22 protein-coding genes and 1 pseudogene are annotated in these 18,346 nt (G+C 74.5%); 11 read left to right on the plus strand and 12 right to left on the minus strand.

Annotated elements, in window-relative coordinates; translation table 11 throughout:
- Positions 1-122 precede the first annotated feature (122 nt).
- Positions 123-377, plus strand: a pseudogene (locus tag LFA75_RS07545) (Imm1 family immunity protein); the annotation flags it as partial.
- A 77-nt stretch (positions 378-454) separates the two neighbouring features.
- On the opposite strand, the gene LFA75_RS07550 reads toward LFA75_RS07545, so the two are convergent.
- Positions 455-1,672: an HNH endonuclease gene (locus LFA75_RS07550; protein WP_225233034.1), complete on the minus strand. Its 1,218-nt coding sequence runs from the start codon at positions 1,670-1,672 to the stop codon at positions 455-457.
- 276 nt (positions 1,673-1,948) lie between these two features.
- Here LFA75_RS07550 and LFA75_RS07555 point away from each other — a divergent pair, with 276 nt between their 5' ends.
- The 4 genes from LFA75_RS07555 (at position 1,949) to nhaA (ending at position 4,472) form a co-directional block, all read left to right on the plus strand.
- Positions 1,949-2,332 carry a VOC family protein gene (locus LFA75_RS07555; RefSeq protein WP_225233035.1) on the plus strand — a complete coding sequence of 128 codons (384 nt, stop codon included), beginning with the start codon at positions 1,949-1,951 and terminating at the stop codon, positions 2,330-2,332.
- A gap of 22 nt (positions 2,333-2,354) precedes the next feature.
- Positions 2,355-2,702 carry a DMT family transporter gene (locus LFA75_RS07560; RefSeq protein ID WP_225233036.1) on the plus strand — a complete coding sequence of 116 codons (348 nt, stop codon included), beginning with the start codon at positions 2,355-2,357 and terminating at the stop codon, positions 2,700-2,702.
- The gene (locus tag LFA75_RS07565) at positions 2,699-3,025 is read left to right on the plus strand and encodes a DMT family transporter (RefSeq protein WP_225233037.1); all 327 of its coding nucleotides are present in this window, start codon (positions 2,699-2,701) and stop codon (positions 3,023-3,025) included. Before LFA75_RS07560 ends, LFA75_RS07565 begins: the two co-directional genes overlap by 4 nt.
- A 70-nt stretch (positions 3,026-3,095) precedes the next feature.
- Entirely contained in the window at positions 3,096-4,472 is a 1,377-nt protein-coding gene (gene nhaA / locus LFA75_RS07570) for a Na+/H+ antiporter NhaA (RefSeq protein WP_225233038.1), read from the plus strand.
- Between the two features lie 326 nt (positions 4,473-4,798).
- Here nhaA and LFA75_RS07575 read toward each other — a convergent pair whose 3' ends face one another.
- Positions 4,799-5,410, minus strand: coding sequence for a hypothetical protein (locus LFA75_RS07575; RefSeq protein ID WP_225233039.1), 612 nt, complete (start codon positions 5,408-5,410; stop codon positions 4,799-4,801).
- Between the two features lie 27 nt (positions 5,411-5,437).
- Between LFA75_RS07575 and LFA75_RS07580 the strand changes: the two genes are divergently transcribed.
- Complete coding sequence (locus LFA75_RS07580; RefSeq protein ID WP_225233040.1) at positions 5,438-5,818, plus strand: DUF6992 family protein; 381 nt, start codon at positions 5,438-5,440, stop codon at positions 5,816-5,818.
- Here LFA75_RS07580 and LFA75_RS07585 read toward each other — a convergent pair.
- From LFA75_RS07585 to LFA75_RS07595, 3 genes are all read right to left on the minus strand, one after another.
- Positions 5,805-7,505: a DUF885 domain-containing protein gene (locus LFA75_RS07585; RefSeq protein WP_225233041.1), complete on the minus strand. Its 1,701-nt coding sequence runs from the start codon at positions 7,503-7,505 to the stop codon at positions 5,805-5,807. The genes LFA75_RS07580 and LFA75_RS07585 overlap by 14 nt on opposite strands.
- Positions 7,502-8,074 carry an FABP family protein gene (locus LFA75_RS07590; RefSeq protein WP_225233042.1) on the minus strand — a complete coding sequence of 191 codons (573 nt, stop codon included), beginning with the start codon at positions 8,072-8,074 and terminating at the stop codon, positions 7,502-7,504. Before LFA75_RS07590 ends, LFA75_RS07585 begins: the two co-directional genes overlap by 4 nt.
- Before the next feature lie 154 nt (positions 8,075-8,228).
- Positions 8,229-9,152: an NAD-dependent epimerase/dehydratase family protein gene (locus LFA75_RS07595; protein WP_225233043.1), complete on the minus strand. Its 924-nt coding sequence runs from the start codon at positions 9,150-9,152 to the stop codon at positions 8,229-8,231.
- Positions 9,153-9,270: 118 nt separating this feature from the next.
- On the opposite strand from LFA75_RS07595, the gene LFA75_RS07600 reads away from it, so the two are divergent.
- The gene (locus LFA75_RS07600) at positions 9,271-9,945 is read left to right on the plus strand and encodes a TetR/AcrR family transcriptional regulator (protein WP_225233044.1); all 675 of its coding nucleotides are present in this window, start codon (positions 9,271-9,273) and stop codon (positions 9,943-9,945) included.
- A 97-nt stretch (positions 9,946-10,042) separates the two neighbouring features.
- On the opposite strand, the gene LFA75_RS07605 is transcribed toward LFA75_RS07600, so the two are convergent.
- The 7 genes from LFA75_RS07605 to LFA75_RS07635 all read right to left on the minus strand — a co-directional run bounded on the left by LFA75_RS07605 (position 10,043) and on the right by LFA75_RS07635 (position 14,590).
- Positions 10,043-10,336 (minus strand): DUF1416 domain-containing protein, encoded by a 294-nt coding sequence (locus LFA75_RS07605; RefSeq protein WP_225233045.1) that lies wholly within the window; start codon positions 10,334-10,336, stop codon positions 10,043-10,045.
- Positions 10,337-10,338: 2 nt separating this feature from the next.
- Positions 10,339-11,172: a sulfurtransferase gene (locus tag LFA75_RS07610; protein WP_225233046.1), complete on the minus strand. Its 834-nt coding sequence runs from the start codon at positions 11,170-11,172 to the stop codon at positions 10,339-10,341.
- Positions 11,173-11,196: 24 nt separating this feature from the next.
- On the minus strand, positions 11,197-11,616 hold the full coding sequence (locus LFA75_RS07615) for a DUF4395 domain-containing protein (protein ID WP_225233047.1): 420 nt from the start codon (positions 11,614-11,616) through the stop codon (positions 11,197-11,199).
- A gap of 154 nt (positions 11,617-11,770) precedes the next feature.
- On the minus strand, positions 11,771-12,238 hold the full coding sequence (locus LFA75_RS07620) for a thioredoxin family protein (protein ID WP_225233048.1): 468 nt from the start codon (positions 12,236-12,238) through the stop codon (positions 11,771-11,773).
- A 21-nt stretch (positions 12,239-12,259) separates the two neighbouring features.
- A complete protein-coding gene (locus LFA75_RS07625) occupies positions 12,260-12,946 on the minus strand; it encodes an LmeA family phospholipid-binding protein (RefSeq protein ID WP_225233049.1) in 687 nt (228 codons plus the stop codon).
- Positions 12,947-12,965: 19 nt separating this feature from the next.
- A complete protein-coding gene (locus LFA75_RS07630) occupies positions 12,966-13,787 on the minus strand; it encodes a hypothetical protein (RefSeq protein ID WP_225233050.1) in 822 nt (273 codons plus the stop codon).
- Positions 13,784-14,590 (minus strand): alpha/beta hydrolase, encoded by an 807-nt coding sequence (locus LFA75_RS07635; protein WP_225233051.1) that lies wholly within the window; start codon positions 14,588-14,590, stop codon positions 13,784-13,786. The genes LFA75_RS07630 and LFA75_RS07635 overlap by 4 nt, the downstream gene beginning before the upstream one ends.
- 99 nt (positions 14,591-14,689) lie before the next feature.
- Between LFA75_RS07635 and LFA75_RS07640 the strand changes: the two genes are divergently transcribed.
- The 4 genes from LFA75_RS07640 to LFA75_RS07655 all read left to right on the plus strand — a co-directional run bounded on the left by LFA75_RS07640 (position 14,690) and on the right by LFA75_RS07655 (position 18,321).
- Complete coding sequence (locus tag LFA75_RS07640) at positions 14,690-15,418, plus strand: winged helix-turn-helix domain-containing protein (RefSeq protein WP_225233052.1); 729 nt, start codon at positions 14,690-14,692, stop codon at positions 15,416-15,418.
- Positions 15,419-15,450: 32 nt separating this feature from the next.
- Positions 15,451-16,389, plus strand: a complete 939-nt coding sequence (mshD, locus tag LFA75_RS07645; protein WP_225233053.1) for a mycothiol synthase — start codon at positions 15,451-15,453, stop codon at positions 16,387-16,389.
- A gap of 203 nt (positions 16,390-16,592) precedes the next feature.
- Positions 16,593-17,705 carry a phosphate ABC transporter substrate-binding protein PstS gene (gene pstS, locus LFA75_RS07650; RefSeq protein WP_225233054.1) on the plus strand — a complete coding sequence of 371 codons (1,113 nt, stop codon included), beginning with the start codon at positions 16,593-16,595 and terminating at the stop codon, positions 17,703-17,705.
- A gap of 28 nt (positions 17,706-17,733) precedes the next feature.
- The gene (locus LFA75_RS07655; RefSeq protein WP_404820970.1) at positions 17,734-18,321 is read left to right on the plus strand and encodes a PstS family phosphate ABC transporter substrate-binding protein; all 588 of its coding nucleotides are present in this window, start codon (positions 17,734-17,736) and stop codon (positions 18,319-18,321) included.
- Positions 18,322-18,346: the final 25 nt, after the last annotated feature.

Raw genomic sequence — 18,346 nt, forward strand, 5'->3', positions numbered from 1 at the left:
GTGACCATGACGTGGGACGGCGACGGTGATCGGGACCCGTTGTCGGCCCCGACGACGACCGACCTGACCGCAGCGATCGAGCGGTTGGACGGTGCGGGTGGAGCCTCGTCACCGTCCACCGCGCGGACGGTGACCTCGTCGTCGGGGGCTCGGCGGCTCGTGGCCTGATCGTGTACGCCGATCTGGGGCCCGGGCGCTGCTGGACCGCGCTGGGGACGGACCGGGCCGGCGAGGACGAGGTAGAGCTCGTCGCCGGCGGTCAGCCCGGGAACTACCCCAGTCGGGTCGTCCTCGGACTCGACGCCGCCGTGGCCGCCGCCGCGGCCTTCCTGACCACGGGCAGCCTGGCGCCCGAGATCGGGTGGGAGGAGAACTGAGCCCCGCGCACCACCACACCGGACCGGTCAGGCCAGGTCAGGTCAGGTCAGGTCAGGTCAGGTCAGGTCAGGTCAGGTCAGGTCAGCAGCGGTCCGATAATGATTTCGGTGCCGTCGGGGCGGTGGGTGCGCCATCGCTGCCCAGGTGGGGCGTCGTCGTCCTTCGTCACCCGGAACCCGTGGTGCACCTTCGTGTGGTGGCGCTCGCAGAGCAGCGCGGAGTTGTCCAGGCTGGTGTCGCCCTGGTCGAGCACCCACTCGGCGAGGTGGTGGACATCGCACCAGTGCGTCGGGGCGTGGCAGCCGGCGAAGACGCAGTGACCGTCGCGCTGCTCGACGGCACGTCGGATGTGCGGCGGGACGACGCGCTTGGTCCGGCCGACGTCCAGCGGCAGCCCGTCGGGGCCCATCACGATCCGGGTGACCGCGGAGTCGCAGGCGACCCAGCGGGCGCGGGCGGCCGAGATGCGGGCGCCGAAGCCGGTGGTGGCGGTGTCGTGGCCGGCGACGGGGTCGACCAGGTCCTCGAGGTCGACGGTCACCACCACGTGCGGCTTGACGGTGCGCAGGAACGGCAGCGCTCCGGCGGCGAGGGTGTTGTCGGCCCACTGGACCAGCGCGTCGCCCTGCTGCTGCGCCCGGTTCCGCAGGTCGCCGCGCGGCCGGTCGGCCTGCACCATCGACTCGATCACCGCGGCCACCTTCTCCAGGCCGACCGCGTCGAGGTCGAACCGGCCCGACCCGCTGCCGTCGTGGTGCCGGGTGATCGTCAGCCGCCGCTGCTCGGTGGGGTCGGGTTCCGGGCCGTCGGGGTCCAGGGCGTTGCGGAAGGCCTGCACCGCCGTCCCCAGCTTCGCGTGCGGCAGGGTGCGTGCGACCTCGGTCCAGGCCTCATCGAAGGCGTCCAGGTCGATGCCCTGCTCCTCGGCCGCGGCGACGTCGCCGGGCCTCAGACCGTCCGCGACGATGCCCACCTGCGCGGCGGTCACCGCGCCGTCGGCGAAGGCGGACTCGAGCCGGGGCAGGTGCTCCAGAGCCCGGCCGGCCCGCACCACCGCAGCTGCCGCGCCCGGCGAGAGGTGGTGGTGCCCGCGCAGCACCGACTGCATCGTGCGGAGTCCGTCGTGCTCGGCGGCCCCGACCACGTCGGCGTGCCGCACGGTGCGCACCAGCTCGGCCTGCAACCGGTTGATCGTCTGCGAGATCTCCGCGGTGCGGTCGAGGAGCTGGCCGTCGCGCAGCTCGTGCAGGTCGTCGGCGGCGAGCGCGTCGACAGCGGAACGTAGCTCGCTCACCACACCTCCTCCAGTCGAACACCTGTACGAATAGTAACCCAAGCGGGACTGGTCCGCAAGACGAACCTGCAGATCAGAGGCCAATTGATCGGGAAAGGCCGGCCCCCCGGGCTGCCCGACACGGTCCCGCCACCGAGGTCGCAGGTTGACCACCGGGAACGGACAGGACGACTGTTGCGCGGACCGTCCCCGTCGCACCGGTCCTGCTGCTCAGCGAGGCCCGAGAGCCGACAGACGGCGGAAGCTGGACCAGGCGCCACCGGCGAGGAGGACGACATGGAGAAGGTCACCGGCATCGGCGGCTTCTTCTTCGCCGCGACCGACCCCGGCGCACTCGCGCAGTGGTACGCCACGACGCTCGGGGTCGACCCCGCCCCGGAGTCCTACGAGCATCCCAGCTGGTGGCAACTGGCCGGCCCCACCGTGGTCGCGCCGATGCCCCGCGACGCCGAGCACCTGCAGCGCTCGAACGGCACGTTCGCGGTCACCTTCCGGGTCGCCGACCTCGACGCGATGGTCGCCCAGGTGCGCGGCCACGGGGTCGAGGTCGTGGTGGACCCGACCCCCTACCCCAACGGCCGGTTCGCCGACCTGGCGGACCCCGAGGGCAACGCCGTCCAGCTCTGGGAGCCGGCAGGGGTCGACCTCCGGCACCCCTGAGCGCACCGGGGACGATGACCGGGTGCGTCCCACCCCCTCCGCCTGGCTGCTCACCGGGGCGGTGGTCACCGAGGTGGTCGGCACCCTGGCTCTCCGGGTCTCGGACGGCTTCACCCGCTGGCTGCCCACCGCGGTCACCCTCGTCGGCTACGGCGTCTCGCTCTGGCTGTTCTCCCTGCTGCTCGACCGCGGTGGCGTCGCCCTCGGCACGGCCTACGCCACGCTGACCGGTGTGGGGCTGGCCGCGGCGACGCTGGCCAGCGTGCTGCTGTTCCGCGACCCGTTGACCGCCGTCCAGCTCCTCGGCATGGGCGTGCTGGCGGCCGGGGTGCTGGTGCTGCAGACCGGCGGCCCGGCGGAGCGCACGTGACCGGGGCGGCGCTGGCCTGGCTGGCCGGCGCGGTCGCCGCCCAGGTGGTCGGCATCGGCTCACTGCGGGCCTCGGCGGGGTTCCGGCGCCCGGGGTTCGCCGTCCTCACCCTGCTGGGCATCGGCGTCTCCGTGGCGCTGATGTCCCGGGCGCTGGTCAGCGGGGTGTCCCTCGCCGTGGGCTACGGCATCTGGACCGGGTCGGGCATCGCGCTGGCCACCCTCGGCGGCGCCGCCGTGTTCGGCGACCGGCTGGGTCGGCGCGAGCTGCTCGGGGTGGGGCTGATCGCGCTCGGGGTCGTGGTCGTGCACGCCGGCGGTTAAGCTGGACGACGGGGCGCCGGGGAGTCTGGTCGGCAACTCCTCGACCGACCCCGCACCCCGGAGCCGCCCTGTGACCAGCCCCACCCGCCTGTTCTCCCGAGGCACCTACTCCGAGGCCGTCCGCATCGCGGCCCTGCTGCGCCGGGAGACCGTCGGCGGCGTCCTGCTGATCCTCGGCGCGGTGATCGCCCTGATCTGGGCGAACACCCCGTGGTCGGCGGCGTACGAGACGCTCCGGGACACCCGCGTCGGCCCGTCCGCGCTGCACCTGGACCTGACCCTCGGCACCTGGGCCGCGGACGGCCTGCTGGCCATCTTCTTCTTCGTCGCCGGGCTGGAGCTCAAGCGCGAGTTCGTCGCCGGCGACCTGCGCGACCCCCGCAAGGCCGCCCTGCCGGTCGCGGCCGCGGTCGGCGGCATGGCCGTCCCCGCGGTGATCTACACGGTGATCAACCTGGGCAGCAGCGACGGCGGGCTGACCGGGTGGGCGATCCCGACCGCGACCGACATCGCCTTCGCCCTCGCCGTCCTGGCGGTCATCAGCACCCACCTGCCCGCCGCGCTGCGGACGTTCCTGCTGACGCTCGCGATCGTCGACGACCTGCTGGCCATCACGATCATCGCGATCTTCTACACGTCGTCGCTGGCCTTCGGGCCGCTCGCCCTGGCCTTGATCCCGATCGCGCTGTTCGGGTTCCTGGTGCAGAAGCGGGTCCGGCACTGGTGGCTGCTGCTGCCGCTGGCCGTCGCCACCTGGGTGCTGGTCCACGAGTCCGGTGTGCACGCCACCGTCGCCGCCGTCCTGCTCGCCTTCACCGTGCCGGTCGTGCGCAGCGACGCAGCCGGCGGTCCGGACGCCGGGCCCGGCCTGGCCGAGCACTTCGAGCACCGCATCCGGCCGATCTCCGCGGGGATCGCCGTTCCCGTGTTCGCCTTCTTCTCCGCCGGGGTCACCGTCGGCGGGCTCTCCGGCCTGGGCGCCTCGCTCACCGACACCGTCGCCGTCGGCATCGTCGTCGGCCTGGTCGCCGGCAAGGCCATCGGCATCACCGGCGCCACCTGGCTGGTCAGCCGGTTCACCAAGGCCGAGCTGGACACCGACCTGCGCTGGCCCGACGTGATGGGGCTGTCGCTGTTGGCCGGCATCGGGTTCACCGTGTCGCTGCTGATCGGCGAGCTCGCCTTCGGCTCCGGGTCCCTGCGCGACGAGCACGTCAAGGTCGGCGTCCTCACCGGCACCCTGATCGCGGCCCTGCTGGCCACCGCCGTGCTCAAGCCGCGGGACCGCGTCTACCGCCGGATGGCCGAGGCCGAGGCCCGCGACGACGACGGCGACGGCATCCCCGACGTCTACCAGGAGCACGGCCGAGACGTCGCGCAGACCTCACCGCGGGAGACCGTCGACGAGGCCGCCGAGCGCCGCCGGAACCCCTCCGCGGAGAGCTGAAAAAGGGTGTTGCGCGGCCGCGGAGCACGGTCGTACCGTGGCTGCACACGAGAGAGGAGGTGGTCCGAACAATTGATGTCGTTCAGGACTCGTGAGGTGGCTGTCCGCTAGCCGCCGTCCAGATGGGCCGCCCGCTCAGCACCGGATCAAGCCGGTCTGACGCGCGTGGCATCGCCCGTCCGTCGAACGGCGGCGAGCGAGAACCGGACAGTCACCCGACCCCCGGGCCGCCGACCCAGTCCAGTCGGCCCGCGACCTGCCAGAAGTGCTCATCGAGCCGGCAGGGACCGCGGAGCAGCCCGGGGGTTGTCCGTGTCCGGGGTCGGTCAGACCGCGGTCGGCCAGCGGAACCGCTGGGCCGCCACCACCCCGGCCGGCAGGTCCGCCTCCAGCGGGCCCAGCACGTCGGCCAGCTGCTGCACGGTCAGCTCCGGCCCGGCCGCGCCGAGCGCAGCGACCGCCGGCCACGGGGTGCGCCAGTCGCCCAGGCCCTGGTCGTCGGCGACGCCGTCGACGTAGGAGTCCACGACGCCGTACAGCGACTCGGCGTCCACCGGCAGCCCTGTACCCGGGTCGTCGGGCAGGTCCGAGGGCACCCGGGACCAGGCGGCGCCGTCCCAGCCCAGCACGAACGCGATCTCCTCGGTCCGCCCGCGCAGCGGCTCCGACCACCACCCGGGGACGTCGGCCACCAGCGTGCCGTCCGGACGGCGGGACGGGCGGTCGACGGCGGTCCGGTCGCACCCGAGCAGCACCGCCCGGTCCGGTGCGCTGACCACGACCTCGGCCCAGTTGCCGCCCCCGTCGTCCCAGCGCCAGTGCCCGTCGCGGGCCCGGGCGGCGTCGGGGAACCCGAGCGCGGTGACGACGGCGGACGCCGCGGCCCACCGGTCGCGCAGCTGGTCGAGGGCGGGCAGGTCGACGACGGCGAGCTCCACGCCCGCGACTGTAGGACGATCGCCGGCATGGACGCGCTGACGGTGGAGACCCGGCTGACCTCGGTGCTGGGCACGTGGGCGGCGGCCAGCGTCGCCGTCGGCGCCGTGCTGTCGGTGCGGGAGAGCACCCGCGGGTTCGGCCGGCAGACCGCCGCCTGGGGCGCGGTCGACGGGGCGATCGCCGCCGTCGGCACCCGCAACCGGCGGCGCCGCGGACCCACCGACCCGGCCCGGCTGCGGAAGGTGCTGCTGGTCAACGCCGGGCTGGACGTCGGCTACCTGGCCCTGGGCGCGGCGCTGCTGCGCACCGACCGCTGGCGGGGGGACGGCGCGGCGGTCGTCGTCCAGGGCGCGTTCCTCCTCGCCCTGGACTCCGCCGCCGCGGCCGCCATCCCTACAGGCGGCTGAGCTCGTCGGCCAGGTCGTCCAGGCCCAGGCTGCCCTGGGACAGCGCGGCCATGTGCCAGGCCTTCAGGTCGAAGGCGTCCCCGCGGGCGGCCTGCGCCGCGGCGCGGCCCTCGAGCCAGGCCCGCTCCCCCAGCTTGTAGCTGATCGCCTGCCCGGGCATGCCCAGGTAACGGACCAGCTCGCTGTCCAGGAAGGCCTCGTCGCGGCCGCAGTACTCGCCGAAGAACGCGCGGGCCAGCTCCGGCGTCCAGGGCTGGCCGCGGTGCTCGGTGAGCGCGCCGTCGGCGTCGTCGGGGATCGGCAGCTCCAGGTGCATGCCGATGTCGACGACCACCCGGACCGCGCGCATCTGCTGGGCGTCCAGGTAGCCCAGCCGGGCACCGGGGTCGGTGAGGAAGCCCAGCTCGTCCATCAGCCGCTCGGCGTAGAGCGCCCAGCCCTCGAGGTTGGCGCTCACCCCGCCGACCGCGGTCTGGTAGGTCGACAGGTCCTTGGCCACGTACGTCCACTGGGCCAGCTGCAGGTGGTGCCCGGGGACGCCCTCGTGGTACCAGGTGCTCACCAGGTCCCAGAGCGGGAAGCGGTCCTTGCCCAGGGTCGGCAGCCAGGTGCGGCCGGGCCGGGAGAAGTCCAGCGACGGCCGGCTGTAGTACGGCGCCGCGGCGCTGCCGGGCGGGGCGATCATGGCCTCGACGCGCTTGATCGGCTCGGCGATGTCGAAGTGCGTGCCGTCCAGGGCGGTCATCGCCTCGTCCATCATCTGCTGCAGCCGCTCGCGGATCGCCTCGACGCCCTCGACGGCCTCGCCGTGCTCGCCCAGCCAGCGCATCGCCTCCATCGGCGTGGCACCGGGCCGCACCAGGTCGGCGGCGGCGCGCTGCTCGCCGCGGATCCGGCGGTGCTCGGCCCAGCCCCAGGCGTAGGCGTCCTCCAGGCCGGTGCCGGTGCCCAGGTCGCTGCCGTTCCAGCGCCGGGCGAAGCGGGCGTACCGCTCGCGGCCGACGGCGTCCGGCGTGCCCTGGGCCTGGGGCAGGTAGACGTCGCGCAGGAAGTCCCGCACCTCGGCCACCGCCCCGTCGGCGGCGGCCGCGGCGGCGTCCAGCTCGGCCCGCAGCTCCGCGGGGCCCTCGGCGACCAGGCCGGCGAAGTACGGGCCGCTCAGCCACTCACCCAGCTGGCCGACGACGGTCTCCACCTGGCGCGGGGCGGCGAAGAGCCCGCGCGACGCGCCCTCGGTGAGGGTGGCCAGGTAGCCGCGGTAGGCCTCGGGCACCCGGGCCGCCCGGCGACCGAGCACGGCCCAGTCCTCGGTGGTGGCCAGCGGCATCATGGAGAACACCTGGCGGACCGAGTGCACCGGGGAGAACAGGTTGGACAGCTCGCGCAGCCCCTCGTCGGCCTCGTGCATGTCCAGCGCGGAGGTCAGCCGCTCGCGCAGCAGCCGGGCGCAGCGGAACTCCACCGGGTCGTCGGCCAGCGCGGGGTCGGCGGCCAGCACCCGGTCGAGCTCGGCCAGGGTGTCGCGGACCAGCTGCGCGTCGGCCTCGAGCCCGGCCGGGGACAGGTCGGGCAGGCGGTCGTCACCGGGGCGGGTGCCCAGCGCGGTGGCGGCGATCGGGTCCAGGTCGCAGAGGGCGTCGACGTAGGCGTCGGCGACCTGGCGGGGGGTGCTCGCGGGGGTGCTCATCGGATCCTCTCCAGGCGGGCGGACATGACCGGGCGCAGCTGGCCGTCCGGTCCGGCCCGGTCCACGGCGTACATCAGCGCGCCCTCGACGATCCCGTAGAGCCGGGCCGCCTGGGTCACGTCGGGGTGGTCGGGGGTGCGGGCCAGCACGTCGCTGGTCAGCTCCCAGCTGGTCGTCGTCCGGGCGGTGCCGACGTAGATCTCCACCAGGCCCTCGGGGTGGGCGACGAGCAGCTCGACCTCGTCCTCGCCGCGGGGGCGCCAGAAGCCGGACTCGCGCACGTCGGGACCGCCGACCGTGCCGTCCTCGGCGATGGTCCAGGTGCGGGACTCGTAGGCCAGGAAGTCGCGGCCGTCGTGGGCGAAGCGCACCCACTGGCCGAACCGCTGGTCCCCGGCCGGGCCGACCAGCACGCCCTCGCCGTGCCACTCGCCCAGCAGCGGCAGCACCGACAGCAGCCCGTGGGCGACCTCGGGTCCGGTGCGGACGTCGGTGGTCTCCTCGACGGGCAGCTCGGTGGGCCCGGTGACCGGCTGCTCGGGCAGCCCGGCGGGGGTCGGGTCGGTCACCGGGTACCCCCGGTGCGCTCGCGACGGGTCGACCGGGCCGCACCGACCGCGCACCACAGCGCGGCGAGTGCGGCCAGGGCGACGAGAACCCAGGCAGTGACCAGACCCATGCCCGCCACGGTAGCCACGGCCCGACCGGCCCGCGGCACGGGAGTCAGACCGGCAGCGCCCCGGCGGTCCGCGCGACGACGTCCGCCCACGGCGTGGGCCCGGTCCCCAGGACGGCGGTCGTCGCGGTGCCGTCGACGACGAAGTCGGCGTCCCACTGGTGCCGGATCGCCACCACCTCGCGCAGGAACGGGACGACGGCACCCAGGGCGGTCAGCAGCGGCCACGGCGTCTGCGACACCTTCGGCGCCGGGGCGCCGAACGCGGCGGCGAAGTCCCCCAGCGCCTGGCGCTGGCTGCGGGACGGCGTGCTGGGCACGACCCACGCCTTCCCCCAGGCCCGCTCGTCGGTGCCCAGGGCGGCCAGCGTCGCGCCGACGTCGGGCAGGTAGGCCCAGCTGTGCTGCACGTCGGGGTCGCCGATCACCCAGACCCGCTTGCCGGCGCGGACACCGGGCAGGTTGCGGACCAGGTAGGACTGGCCGGCCGGGATGTCCGGGCCGACGAAGTCCGACGCCCGCGCCTCGGCCACCCGCACCCGCCCGGCCTCGTGCGCAGCCAGCATCTGCGCCCACATCGCCGCCCGGACCCGGCCCTTGACGTCGGTGGCCGCCAGCGGGCTGTCGGCCGTCATCGGCCCGGTCGGCCGCCCGTAGCCGTACAGGTTGCCCATCGCCACCAGGACGGCGCCGCTGCGCTCGGCCGCGGTGAGCAGCGCCGTCGCGATCGGCGGCCAGTCGGTGGCCCACCGGTGGTAGGGCGGGTTGACCGCGTTGTAGAGCGCATCGGCGCCGGCCGACGCCGCGGCGAGCGCCTGCGGGTCGGCGGCGTCCACCGCCCGGTGCTCGACGTCGGCCGACGACGTCCCGCCGCTGCGCGACAGCACCCGCACCCGGTGCCCGGTGCGCACCAGCTCCTCCGCGACGGCCGAGCCGACCGGTCCCTTGCCCACGACCACGTGCAGTCCCACGACGTCTCCCTCGCTCGACGAGAGCGGTGCTCTCGTTCTGGAGCGACCATGGCCTCTCCCCGACCCGATGTCAAGAGCACTGCTCTCGTACCGGATCGGTGCTATCGTCCGGCACGTGGTGAGCACGGCGAGGGAGCGCGCCCGCGCGGCGCTGACTGCGGAGATCCTGGAGTCCGCGCGCGGTCAGCTGGCCACCGTCGGGGCCGCGGCGCTGTCGCTGCGCGCGGTGGCCCGCGACCTCGGGCTGGCCTCCTCCGCGCTCTACCGGTACTTCGCCAGCCGCGACGAGCTGCTCACCGCCCTGATCATCGAGGGCTACGACGCGATCGGTGCCGCCGCGGAGGCCGCCGACGTCCCCACTGCGCAGCCCCGCACCCGCTGGCACGCCATCTGCGCCGCCGTCCGGGCCTGGGCCCTGGCGCACCCGCACGAATACGCGCTGCTCTACGGCTCCCCCGTCCCCGGCTACGCCGCGCCGCAGGACACCGTCGCCGCCGCCGGTCGGGTGGGGACGGCGCTGGGCCGGGTGCTGGGCGACGCCGCGCGCGCCGGGGTGCTGCCGCCGGCCGAGCACCGCCGGACGTCGTTGGTCACCCCGGCGGCAGCCGAGGCCCTGGGCGGCGAGCACCCCGACCTCGACGACGCCGTCCGGGCGCGGGCGCTGCTGACCTGGAGCTCGGTGTACGGGCTGATCAGCTTCGAGCTGTTCGGCCACTTCGCCGGGGTCGTCACCGACCTCGACGCCTTCTTCACCGAGCAGGTGGGCGAGCTGGCCGACCTGCTCGGGCTGTAGCGGTCCTCCTACGCAGAAGTCCGTCCTCCCGCACCAGATCTGGCGCAGGAGGACGGACTTCGGTGCACCCCCCTGATCAACGCTGGGGGGACTGCCTTCAGGCGATGGCGAGGGTGGTCTCGTTCAGGCCGACCTCGGCGGACAGCACGCGCTCGGCGCGGCCGACCGGGGCCAGCGAGCGCAGCTTCCAGTCACCGGGGGCGGCGAAGAACCGGAACTCGCCCTCCGGCGAGGTCACCACCTCGGCGGTGAACTCGTCGGTGGAGTCGAGCAGCCGCACGTAGGCACCGGCCACCGGGGCGCCGTCGTGCCAGACCGAGCCCTGGATGACCGTCTGGGTGGACAGGTCGATCCCGGCGAGCGCGCCGCCCTGCTTCGGGGCCCCGCACACGGTCAGGCCCCCTTGGCGATCGGGACGCCGACGAGCGAGCCGTACTCGGTCCACGAGCCGTCGTAGTTCTTGACGTTCTCGTGGCCGAGCAGCTCCTTGAGCACGAACCAGGTGTGCGAGGAGCGCTCGCCGATGCGGCAGTAGGCGATGGTCTCCTTCGAGCCGTCGAAGCCGGCGTCGGCGTAGAGCGCGGCCAGCTCCTCGTCGCTCTTGAAGGTGCCGTCCTCGTTCGCGGCCTTGCTCCACGGCACGTTCACGGCCGAGGGGATGTGGCCGGGGCGCTGGGCGCCCTCCTGCGGCAGGTGGGCCGGGGCGACCAGCTTGCCGGCGAACTCGTCGGGGCTGCGCACGTCGACCAGGTTCTTGGTGTCGATCGCGGCGACGACCTCGTCGCGGAACGCGCGGATCGAGGTGTCGGGCTCCTGCGCGGTGTAGGTGGTGGCCGGGCGGGAGACCTCGGCGTCGGACAGCGGGCGGCTGTCCAGCTCCCACTTCTTGCGGCCGCCGTCGACCAGCTTCACCGCGTCGTGGCCGTAGAGCTTGAAGTACCAGTAGGCGTAGGCGGCGAACCAGTTGTTGTTGCCGCCGTAGAGCACGACGGTGTCGTCGTTCGAGATGCCCTTGCTGCTCAGGAGCGCCTCGAACTGCTCCTTGTCCACGAAGTCGCGGCGCAGCGGGTCCTGCAGGTCGACCTTCCAGTCGAGCTTGACGGCACCCTCGAGGTGCCCCTTGTCGTAGGCGCTGGTGTCCTCGTCGACCTCGACGAAGACGATGCCGGGCTCACCCAGGTGCTCCTGGGCCCAGTCGGCGCTGACGAGAACGTCTGCACGGCTCATGGTGGTTCCTCCTGCGGTCGGCGATCAGGGGTGTGCGGCGGGACGGGCCCGCCGGGCGAGCAGGTAGAGCTCGCAACCGAGGCAGAAGCCCACGGCCGCGTTGAGCAGGGCCGCCACGAGCGCGAGCCCGGTGGCGACGGCGCCGACGAGGGGGGCGCCGGCGAGGTAGCCGACGGTGCCCACGAGGGCGAAGCCGAACCCGACCAGCTGGGCGAAGCGCGGGGGCGCCTCGTCCTCGGTCTCGGTCGCCGGCCCCAGGCGGGGCGCGACGAGGGTGCGGAAGAGGAGCCCGTAGGGGGCGTGCCGCAGACCGGCGAACGCGCCGACGGCGAAGACCGCCGCCTGGACGGCGAGCAGCCAGCCGCTGCCGGTGAGCAGGACGACGGTGGTGATCCACGCGCCGAAGCGCGGGCCTCGGACGTCGATCCGACGGGCGGGTGTCACGGGGTGGGGGCCTTTCGACGGCGGTCAGGGCGCGTCGAGGCGGGTGGTCAGCCTCGGGAGGAGGCCCGACACAGGCAGCTGCCCAGACGGCACAGGTCGACTGTGCGTCGCTGAGTCAGCAGGGTGCCCACGGCGGGGAGACTAGCAAGGGCCATCACACGGGGTCCGTCGCCGGTGCGTGCGCGGCCACCAGGGCCTGCAGCTCGTCGGGGCGCGGTGCGCCGCTGCTGCGGCCCAGCAGCTCGCCGCCGCGACCCAGGTAGAACAGCGTCGGGGTGCGCCGGACGTCCAGCGCGCGGACGGCGTCCAGGTGGCTCTCGGCGTCCACGTGCACGGCCGCGAGGCCCGGGTGCCGGGTCTGCAGCTGCGCCAGCCGGGCCTTGGTCGCCCGGCACGGCGCGCAGAAGGCGGTGGCGAACTGGACCACCGTCAGGTCGGCGTCCTCGGGCCGCACGCCCAGCGACCGCAGCACCTCGACGTCCTCGCGTCCCTCGGTCACGCCCGCTCCCGTCGTCCGCACCGCACCGCTGCGGGTCCGCAGCCACCAGGCCGCGACGCCGGCCAGCAGCAACGCGACGAGCAGCACGACAGCTCCGGTGGTGTCCATCCCGCCCAGCAACACGACCGGACCGGTGGGGATTCCCTACTGCAGGACGACGTCGGTGGCGGCCACCGTGACGTCGACCCCGCCGTCGGTGGTCTGCAGGCCGGTGAGCTGCAGGCCGAAGGGCAGCGCGGGCAGCGTGTACCGGAAGTCCAGCAGGTCCTGGGCCTGGTCCAGGAGGAAGTCCGGGACGTCGATGCCGGCCCCGGCGGCGGAGTCCACGGTCACCACCAGGTCCTGCCCGTCGAGGGCGACCTGGCCGGCCGCGGTCAGCGGGATGGTCTGGCCGAGCACCTCGACGGTCTTGGTGATCCGCAGCCCGTCGCCCTCCCGGGTCAGCGTGGTGTCCCCGCCCAGCTGCGCGGCGAGCAGGTCGTAGGGCACCGAGGCCCGGCCGTCGACACGGTCCACCGGCAGCTGGGAGACCTGCCCGCCCAGCACGTCGGACAGCGGCAGCCGCACGCCCTGCAGCGAGACGTCGGCGCTGGTCCCGGCGGGCTGGCCCAGCTCGTCGGCGGTCAGCGAGATCCGCACGTCGTCGTAGCGCCCGGCGACGGCCTGGGTGAGGAACGGGAAGCCTGTGATGTCCACCTCCGGCTCGCCGGCGAGCTGGCCCTGCGCGGCGACCTGGGCGGCGACCTGGTCCTCGGCCAGCAGGACGCCGACCCGGTCGGCGGCCACCAGCAGCACGACGAGCACCCCGACGGTGATCAGCAGACCCTTCACCGGGGCCACTCTCCCAGGCTCAGAGGCTGGTCTGCAGCGCCAGGAAGAAGGCCACCGGCGCGGCGGCGGCGAACGGCAGCACGGCCTGCACCAGCGGCAGCGCCACCCCGCGCTGCGGGCGCTCGGCGACCACGTAGGACGCACCGACCGCCACCAGCGCGGCCACCCCGCCGATCGCGGCGCCGTAGGTGGCCGCCGACAGGGCGTCGACCAGGTCACCGGGCTGCCGGCGGAGCAGCGCGACGGCGACGCCGGCCAGCACACCCAGCACCAGGCCGAGCAGCCCGCGGGGCACGCCGTCGGCGATCACCGGGCGGGGCAGCACCAGGTCGACCAGGTGCCCGACGACCAGCGCGGCACCCACGACCAGCGCCGCGCTGGCGGCCAGCCGGTCGCCGTCCGGGGTCCGGCCCAGGGCGAGCAGGACCGCCAGCGCGGCGACGCCGCAGACCAGCAGCAGCACCCCGGCCAGGGACGCGACGAGGTACCGGCGCGGGGCCGGCCGGGCCATCTGGTGCACCACCGCGAGCAGGAAGCCCGGACCCAGCACCAGCAGCAGCCGGCCCAGGTCGGGGCGGTCGGGCAGGCCCAGCAGCAGGTCGGCGCCCACCGCGACGGCCACGCCGATGCCCAGCGAGCCGACGAACCCGCGGATGCCGGTGGCCAGCACCCAGGCCGCCACCAGCGCCAGCTGCAGCACCAGCACCGCGGCCAGCCGCCCGGTGTCGCCGAGCAGCTCGGGCAACCCGACGAGCAGACCGGTGGCCAGCACGACGGCACCGGCCGCCGGCAGGTGGTGGGCCATCCGCGGCAGCGGGGTGTCCAGGGCCGTGTGGCTCACCGGCCGGGGCTCGCTGCGGGGGTCACCCGGTCATGCTCGCAGAGCGGGTCGCGGCCGACCGCGTCCCGCGCCCACCGACCGATGCGCTCGGCCAGCGGCCCGGTCATCCCGTTCTCCGCGTGCCCCATCCCGGGCACCACCCAGACCTCGGCGGCCGGCCCCGCGGCCTGGGCCAGCGTGCGGAAGTGCTCCAGCGGGAAGTAGGTGTCCCGGTCGCCGTGCACGAGCAGCAGCGGGGTCGGGGCGATCCGGCTGACCAGCTCGACCGGCGCCGGCGGGTTGCTCGGCCACGGCGGGGCCAGTCGGACGCCGAGCACCCGCGACCCCAGCCGCCGCCCGACGGTGGTCTCCAGCAGCCAGTGCACCCGGCGCATCGGCAGGGTGTCGCGTCGGCCCCGCTGCAGGGGCCCGCCGCGAGCCTGCGAGTGGTGGGGGGCAGCGGGGTCCTTCTGCTGGCGCAGCGCGGCACCCCCGCCCATGGAGAGCCCGACCGTGACCACCGTCGTCGCGCCGTCCTCCCGGGCGGCCCGGACGGCGGCGTCCACGTCGAGCAGCTCGGGGTCCCCGCCCACGCCCGAGGCCCCGCCCGAGCGGCCGTGGCCGCGGAAGTCCAGCCCCCGCACCTCCCCGAAGCGGCGCAGGTAGCCGGCCAGCCGGAGGAACGGGGCGCGGGACGTGGAGTTGGTGAACCCGTGCGCCAGCACGAAGGTCATCGGCCGTTCACCGGCCGTCGGTGGACGCGGGAGGTCGGCCGGGACCACGATGCCGTGCAGCCGCACCCCGTCCGAGGTGCCGACCGTCACGTCACGACGAGGTATCGCCGGGGTCACATCTCGGTGCACGTCGGATATCCTGCCGTCTCACCCCGACATCGGCGTCGACGGACACCATGAGGAGACGGCATGCGGCTCGTGCTCATGACATCCGCCCGCCAGGCGACCACCGAGGTGCTCCCCGCCCTCGGTCTGCTGGCCCACCAGGTCCGCGTCGTGGCCCCCGAGCTGTCGAGCCTGCTCGACGGCGACGCGGGCGACGTCGTCCTGGTCGACGCCCGGCACGACCTGGTCTCGGCCCGCACGCTGTGCGGCCTGCTCGCCTCGACGGGGGTGGCCGCCTCGCTGGTGGCCGTGCTCTCCGAGGGCGGCCTGGTCGCGCTGTCCGCCGACTGGGGCGTCGACGACGTCGTGCTGGACACCGCCGGCCCCGCCGAGGTCGACGCCCGGCTCAAGTGGGCCTCGGCCCGCCGCGCCGCCGCCAGCGCCCCCAGCACCGTCGACGAGGGCGGGGTGACCAAGGCCGGCGAGCTGGTGATCGACGAGCACAGCTACTCGGCCAAGCTCCGCGGCCGCCCGCTGGACCTGACCTACAAGGAGTTCGAGCTCCTCAAGTACCTGGCCCAGCACCCGGGCCGGGTCTTCTCCCGCGCGCAGCTGCTGCAGGAGATCTGGGGCTACGACTACTTCGGCGGCACCCGCACGGTCGACGTCCACGTGCGTCGGCTGCGGGCCAAGCTGGGCAGCGAGCACGAGGCGCTGATCGGCACCGTGCGCAACGTCGGCTACAAGCTCGACCAGCAGGTCGCCGACGCCACGGCCGCCGCGGCCGAGACCACCGACGCCCCGGTCTCCTGACCGGGCACCGGCACGACCCCCTCCCCGACGCCGTGACCGCGGTGTCGGTGGACGTGCTGCGCCGGGCCGAGGGTCGAGTGCTCGACCTCGCCGTCGAGCTGCTCGAGACCGCCACCCGGGTGGACGGCGTCCGGCCGGTCAGCGAGGAGGCCGAGCTCCGGCTGCGGCACGGCGGGCCCGACGACGGTCGTGACCTGGTCCTGGGCCAGGAGGGCCGGGCCGCTGCCTACGCCCGCCTGGACCGGGACGGCGACGGGTGGCAGGCCGAGTTCGTCGTCCACCCCGAGCTGCGCCGGCGCGGGCTGGGCACCGTCCTCGCGGAGCGCCTGGAGGACCTCGCCGGGGACGCGCCGCTGGCCGTCTGGGCGCACGGCGAGCTGCCCGGCTCGACCGAGCTGGCCACCTCCCGCGGCTGGACCCCCACCCGGACGCTGCTGCAGATGCGCATGCCCCTGGCCGGCGTGGACCCCGACCCGCGGCCGCAGCTGCCCGACGACGTCGTCGTCCGGCCGTTCCGACCGGGGATCGACGAGGCCGCGTGGCTGCGGGTCAACGGCCGGGCCTTCGCCCACCACCCCGAGCAGGGTGGCTGGACTGCGCACGACGTGGCGCTGCGCGAGGCCGAGCCCTGGTTCGACCCGGCCGGCTTCCTCCTCGCCTGGCGCACCGCCCCCGACGGCACCGAGACCCTGCTCGGCTCGCACTGGACGAAGGTGCACCCCGCCGGCGAGGTGGCCGACGAGCCGGTCGGCGAGATCTACGTGCTCGGGGTGGACCCCGACGCGCAGGGGCTCCGGCTGGGCCGCGCCCTGACCGACCTGGGGCTGGCGCACCTGCGGTCGCGCGGGCTCACCGACGTCCTGCTGTACGTCGAGCAGGACAACGCCACGGCCGTCCGCCTGTACGAGGGGTCCGGCTTCACCCGGTTCGCCGTCGACGTCCAGTGGCACCGGGCAGCACCCCGCTCCTGAGCCGGGTTCCACTCGAAACGCCCGAGTTCACCTGCTGGACGTGACCTGTCCCTCACCCCGACGGCCAACCCTCAGGGCCAGTTCATCCGCCGTTCACCGAGCCAGCCAGATCCGTCCACCTCGGCTCCCTAGCGTCCTCGTCTGTTGGAACCCACTGCCCGGCACCGACGTCCGGGCACCACCAGTCGAAAGGCCCTGAGTTGATGCTCAGCACCAAGACGCGCGCCGTGACCTTGTCCGCGGCGTTCGCCAGCACCCTCGCCCTCGCGGCGTGCGGCGCCTCCAACGAAGGCGGCTCGGCCGACGCCGCCGGTGGCAGCAGCAGCGAGGAGCAGCTGAGCGGCACCCTGAACGGCGCGGGCTCCAGCGCCCAGCAGGCCGCCATGCAGGGCTGGACCGCCGGCTACTCCGCCCTTCAGTCCGACGTGACCGTGAACTACGACCCGGTCGGATCCGGCGGCGGTCGCGAGCAGTTCCTCTCCGGCGGCGTGGACTTCGCCGGCTCGGACGCCGCCCTCACCGACGAGGAGCTCGCCACCGCCGAGGAGCGGTGCGGGTCCGACGGCGTCTTCGAGCTCCCGGACTACATCTCGGCCATCGCCGTGGTCTACAACCTGCCCGGCGTGGACGACCTGAACCTGTCGCCCGACACCCTGGCCGGCATCTTCACCGGCACGATCACCACCTGGGACGACGCGGCCATCGCCGAGGACAACCCGGACGCCGACCTGCCCAGCACCACGATCACCCCCGTCCACCGCGCGGACGACTCGGGCACCACGAAGAACTTCACCGACTACCTCTCCAAGGCCGCCGGTGACGTGTGGACCGAGGAGCCCGACGGCGAGTGGCCGCTGTCCGGTGGCGAGGCCGCCAACCAGACCTCGGGCATGGTCTCCGCCGTGACCGCCGGTGAGGGTGCGATCGGCTACGCCGACGAGTCCCAGGCCGGCGACCTCGGCGTGGCCAACATCGGCGTGGGCAGCGAGTTCGTCGCCCCCTCCCCCGAGGCCGCCGCGGCCGTCGTCGAGAACTCCGAGCTGCAGTCCGGGCGCGGTGAGTTCGACTTCGCCTACGACATCAACCGCACCACGACCTCTGCCGACGAGTACCCGATCGTCCTGGTCAGCTACCACATCGGCTGCGTCAGCAACGACGACGCCGCCCAGGCCGACCTGCTCAAGTCCTTCCTCGGCTACGTGATCAGCGAGGACGGCCAGCAGGCCGCCGCCGACGCCGCCGGCAGCGCCCCGCTGTCGGACACCCTGCGCGAGCAGGCGCAGACCGCGGTCGACGCCATCACCTCCGGCAGCTGATCCCCGTGCGGACGGCCCGGACGCCGACCTGCCCAGCACCACGATCACCCCCGTCCACCGCGCGGACGACTCGGGCACCACGAAGAACTTCACCGACTACCTCTCCAAGGCCGCCGGTGACGTGTGGACCGAGGAGCCCGACGGCGAGTGGCCGCTGTCCGGTGGCGAGGCCGCCAACCAGACCTCGGGCATGGTCTCCGCCGTGACCGCCGGTGAGGGTGCGATCGGCTACGCCGACGAGTCCCAGGCCGGCGACCTCGGCGTGGCCAACATCGGCGTGGGCAGCGAGTTCGTCGCCCCCTCCCCCGAGGCCGCCGCGGCCGTCGTCGAGAACTCCGAGCTGCAGTCCGGGCGCGGTGAGTTCGACTTCGCCTACGACATCAACCGCACCACGACCTCTGCCGACGAGTACCCGATCGTCCTGGTCAGCTACCACATCGGCTGCGTCAGCAACGACGACGCCGCCCAGGCCGACCTGCTCAAGTCCTTCCTCGGCTACGTGATCAGCGAGGACGGCCAGCAGGCCGCCGCCGACGCCGCCGGCAGCGCCCCGCTGTCGGACACCCTGCGCGAGCAGGCGCAGACCGCGGTCGACGCCATCACCTCCGGCAGCTGATCCCCGTGCGGACGGCCCGGACGCC

The sequence above is a fragment of the Klenkia terrae genome (genome assembly GCF_900491935.1).
GTDB lineage: Bacteria > Actinomycetota > Actinomycetes > Mycobacteriales > Geodermatophilaceae > Klenkia > Klenkia terrae.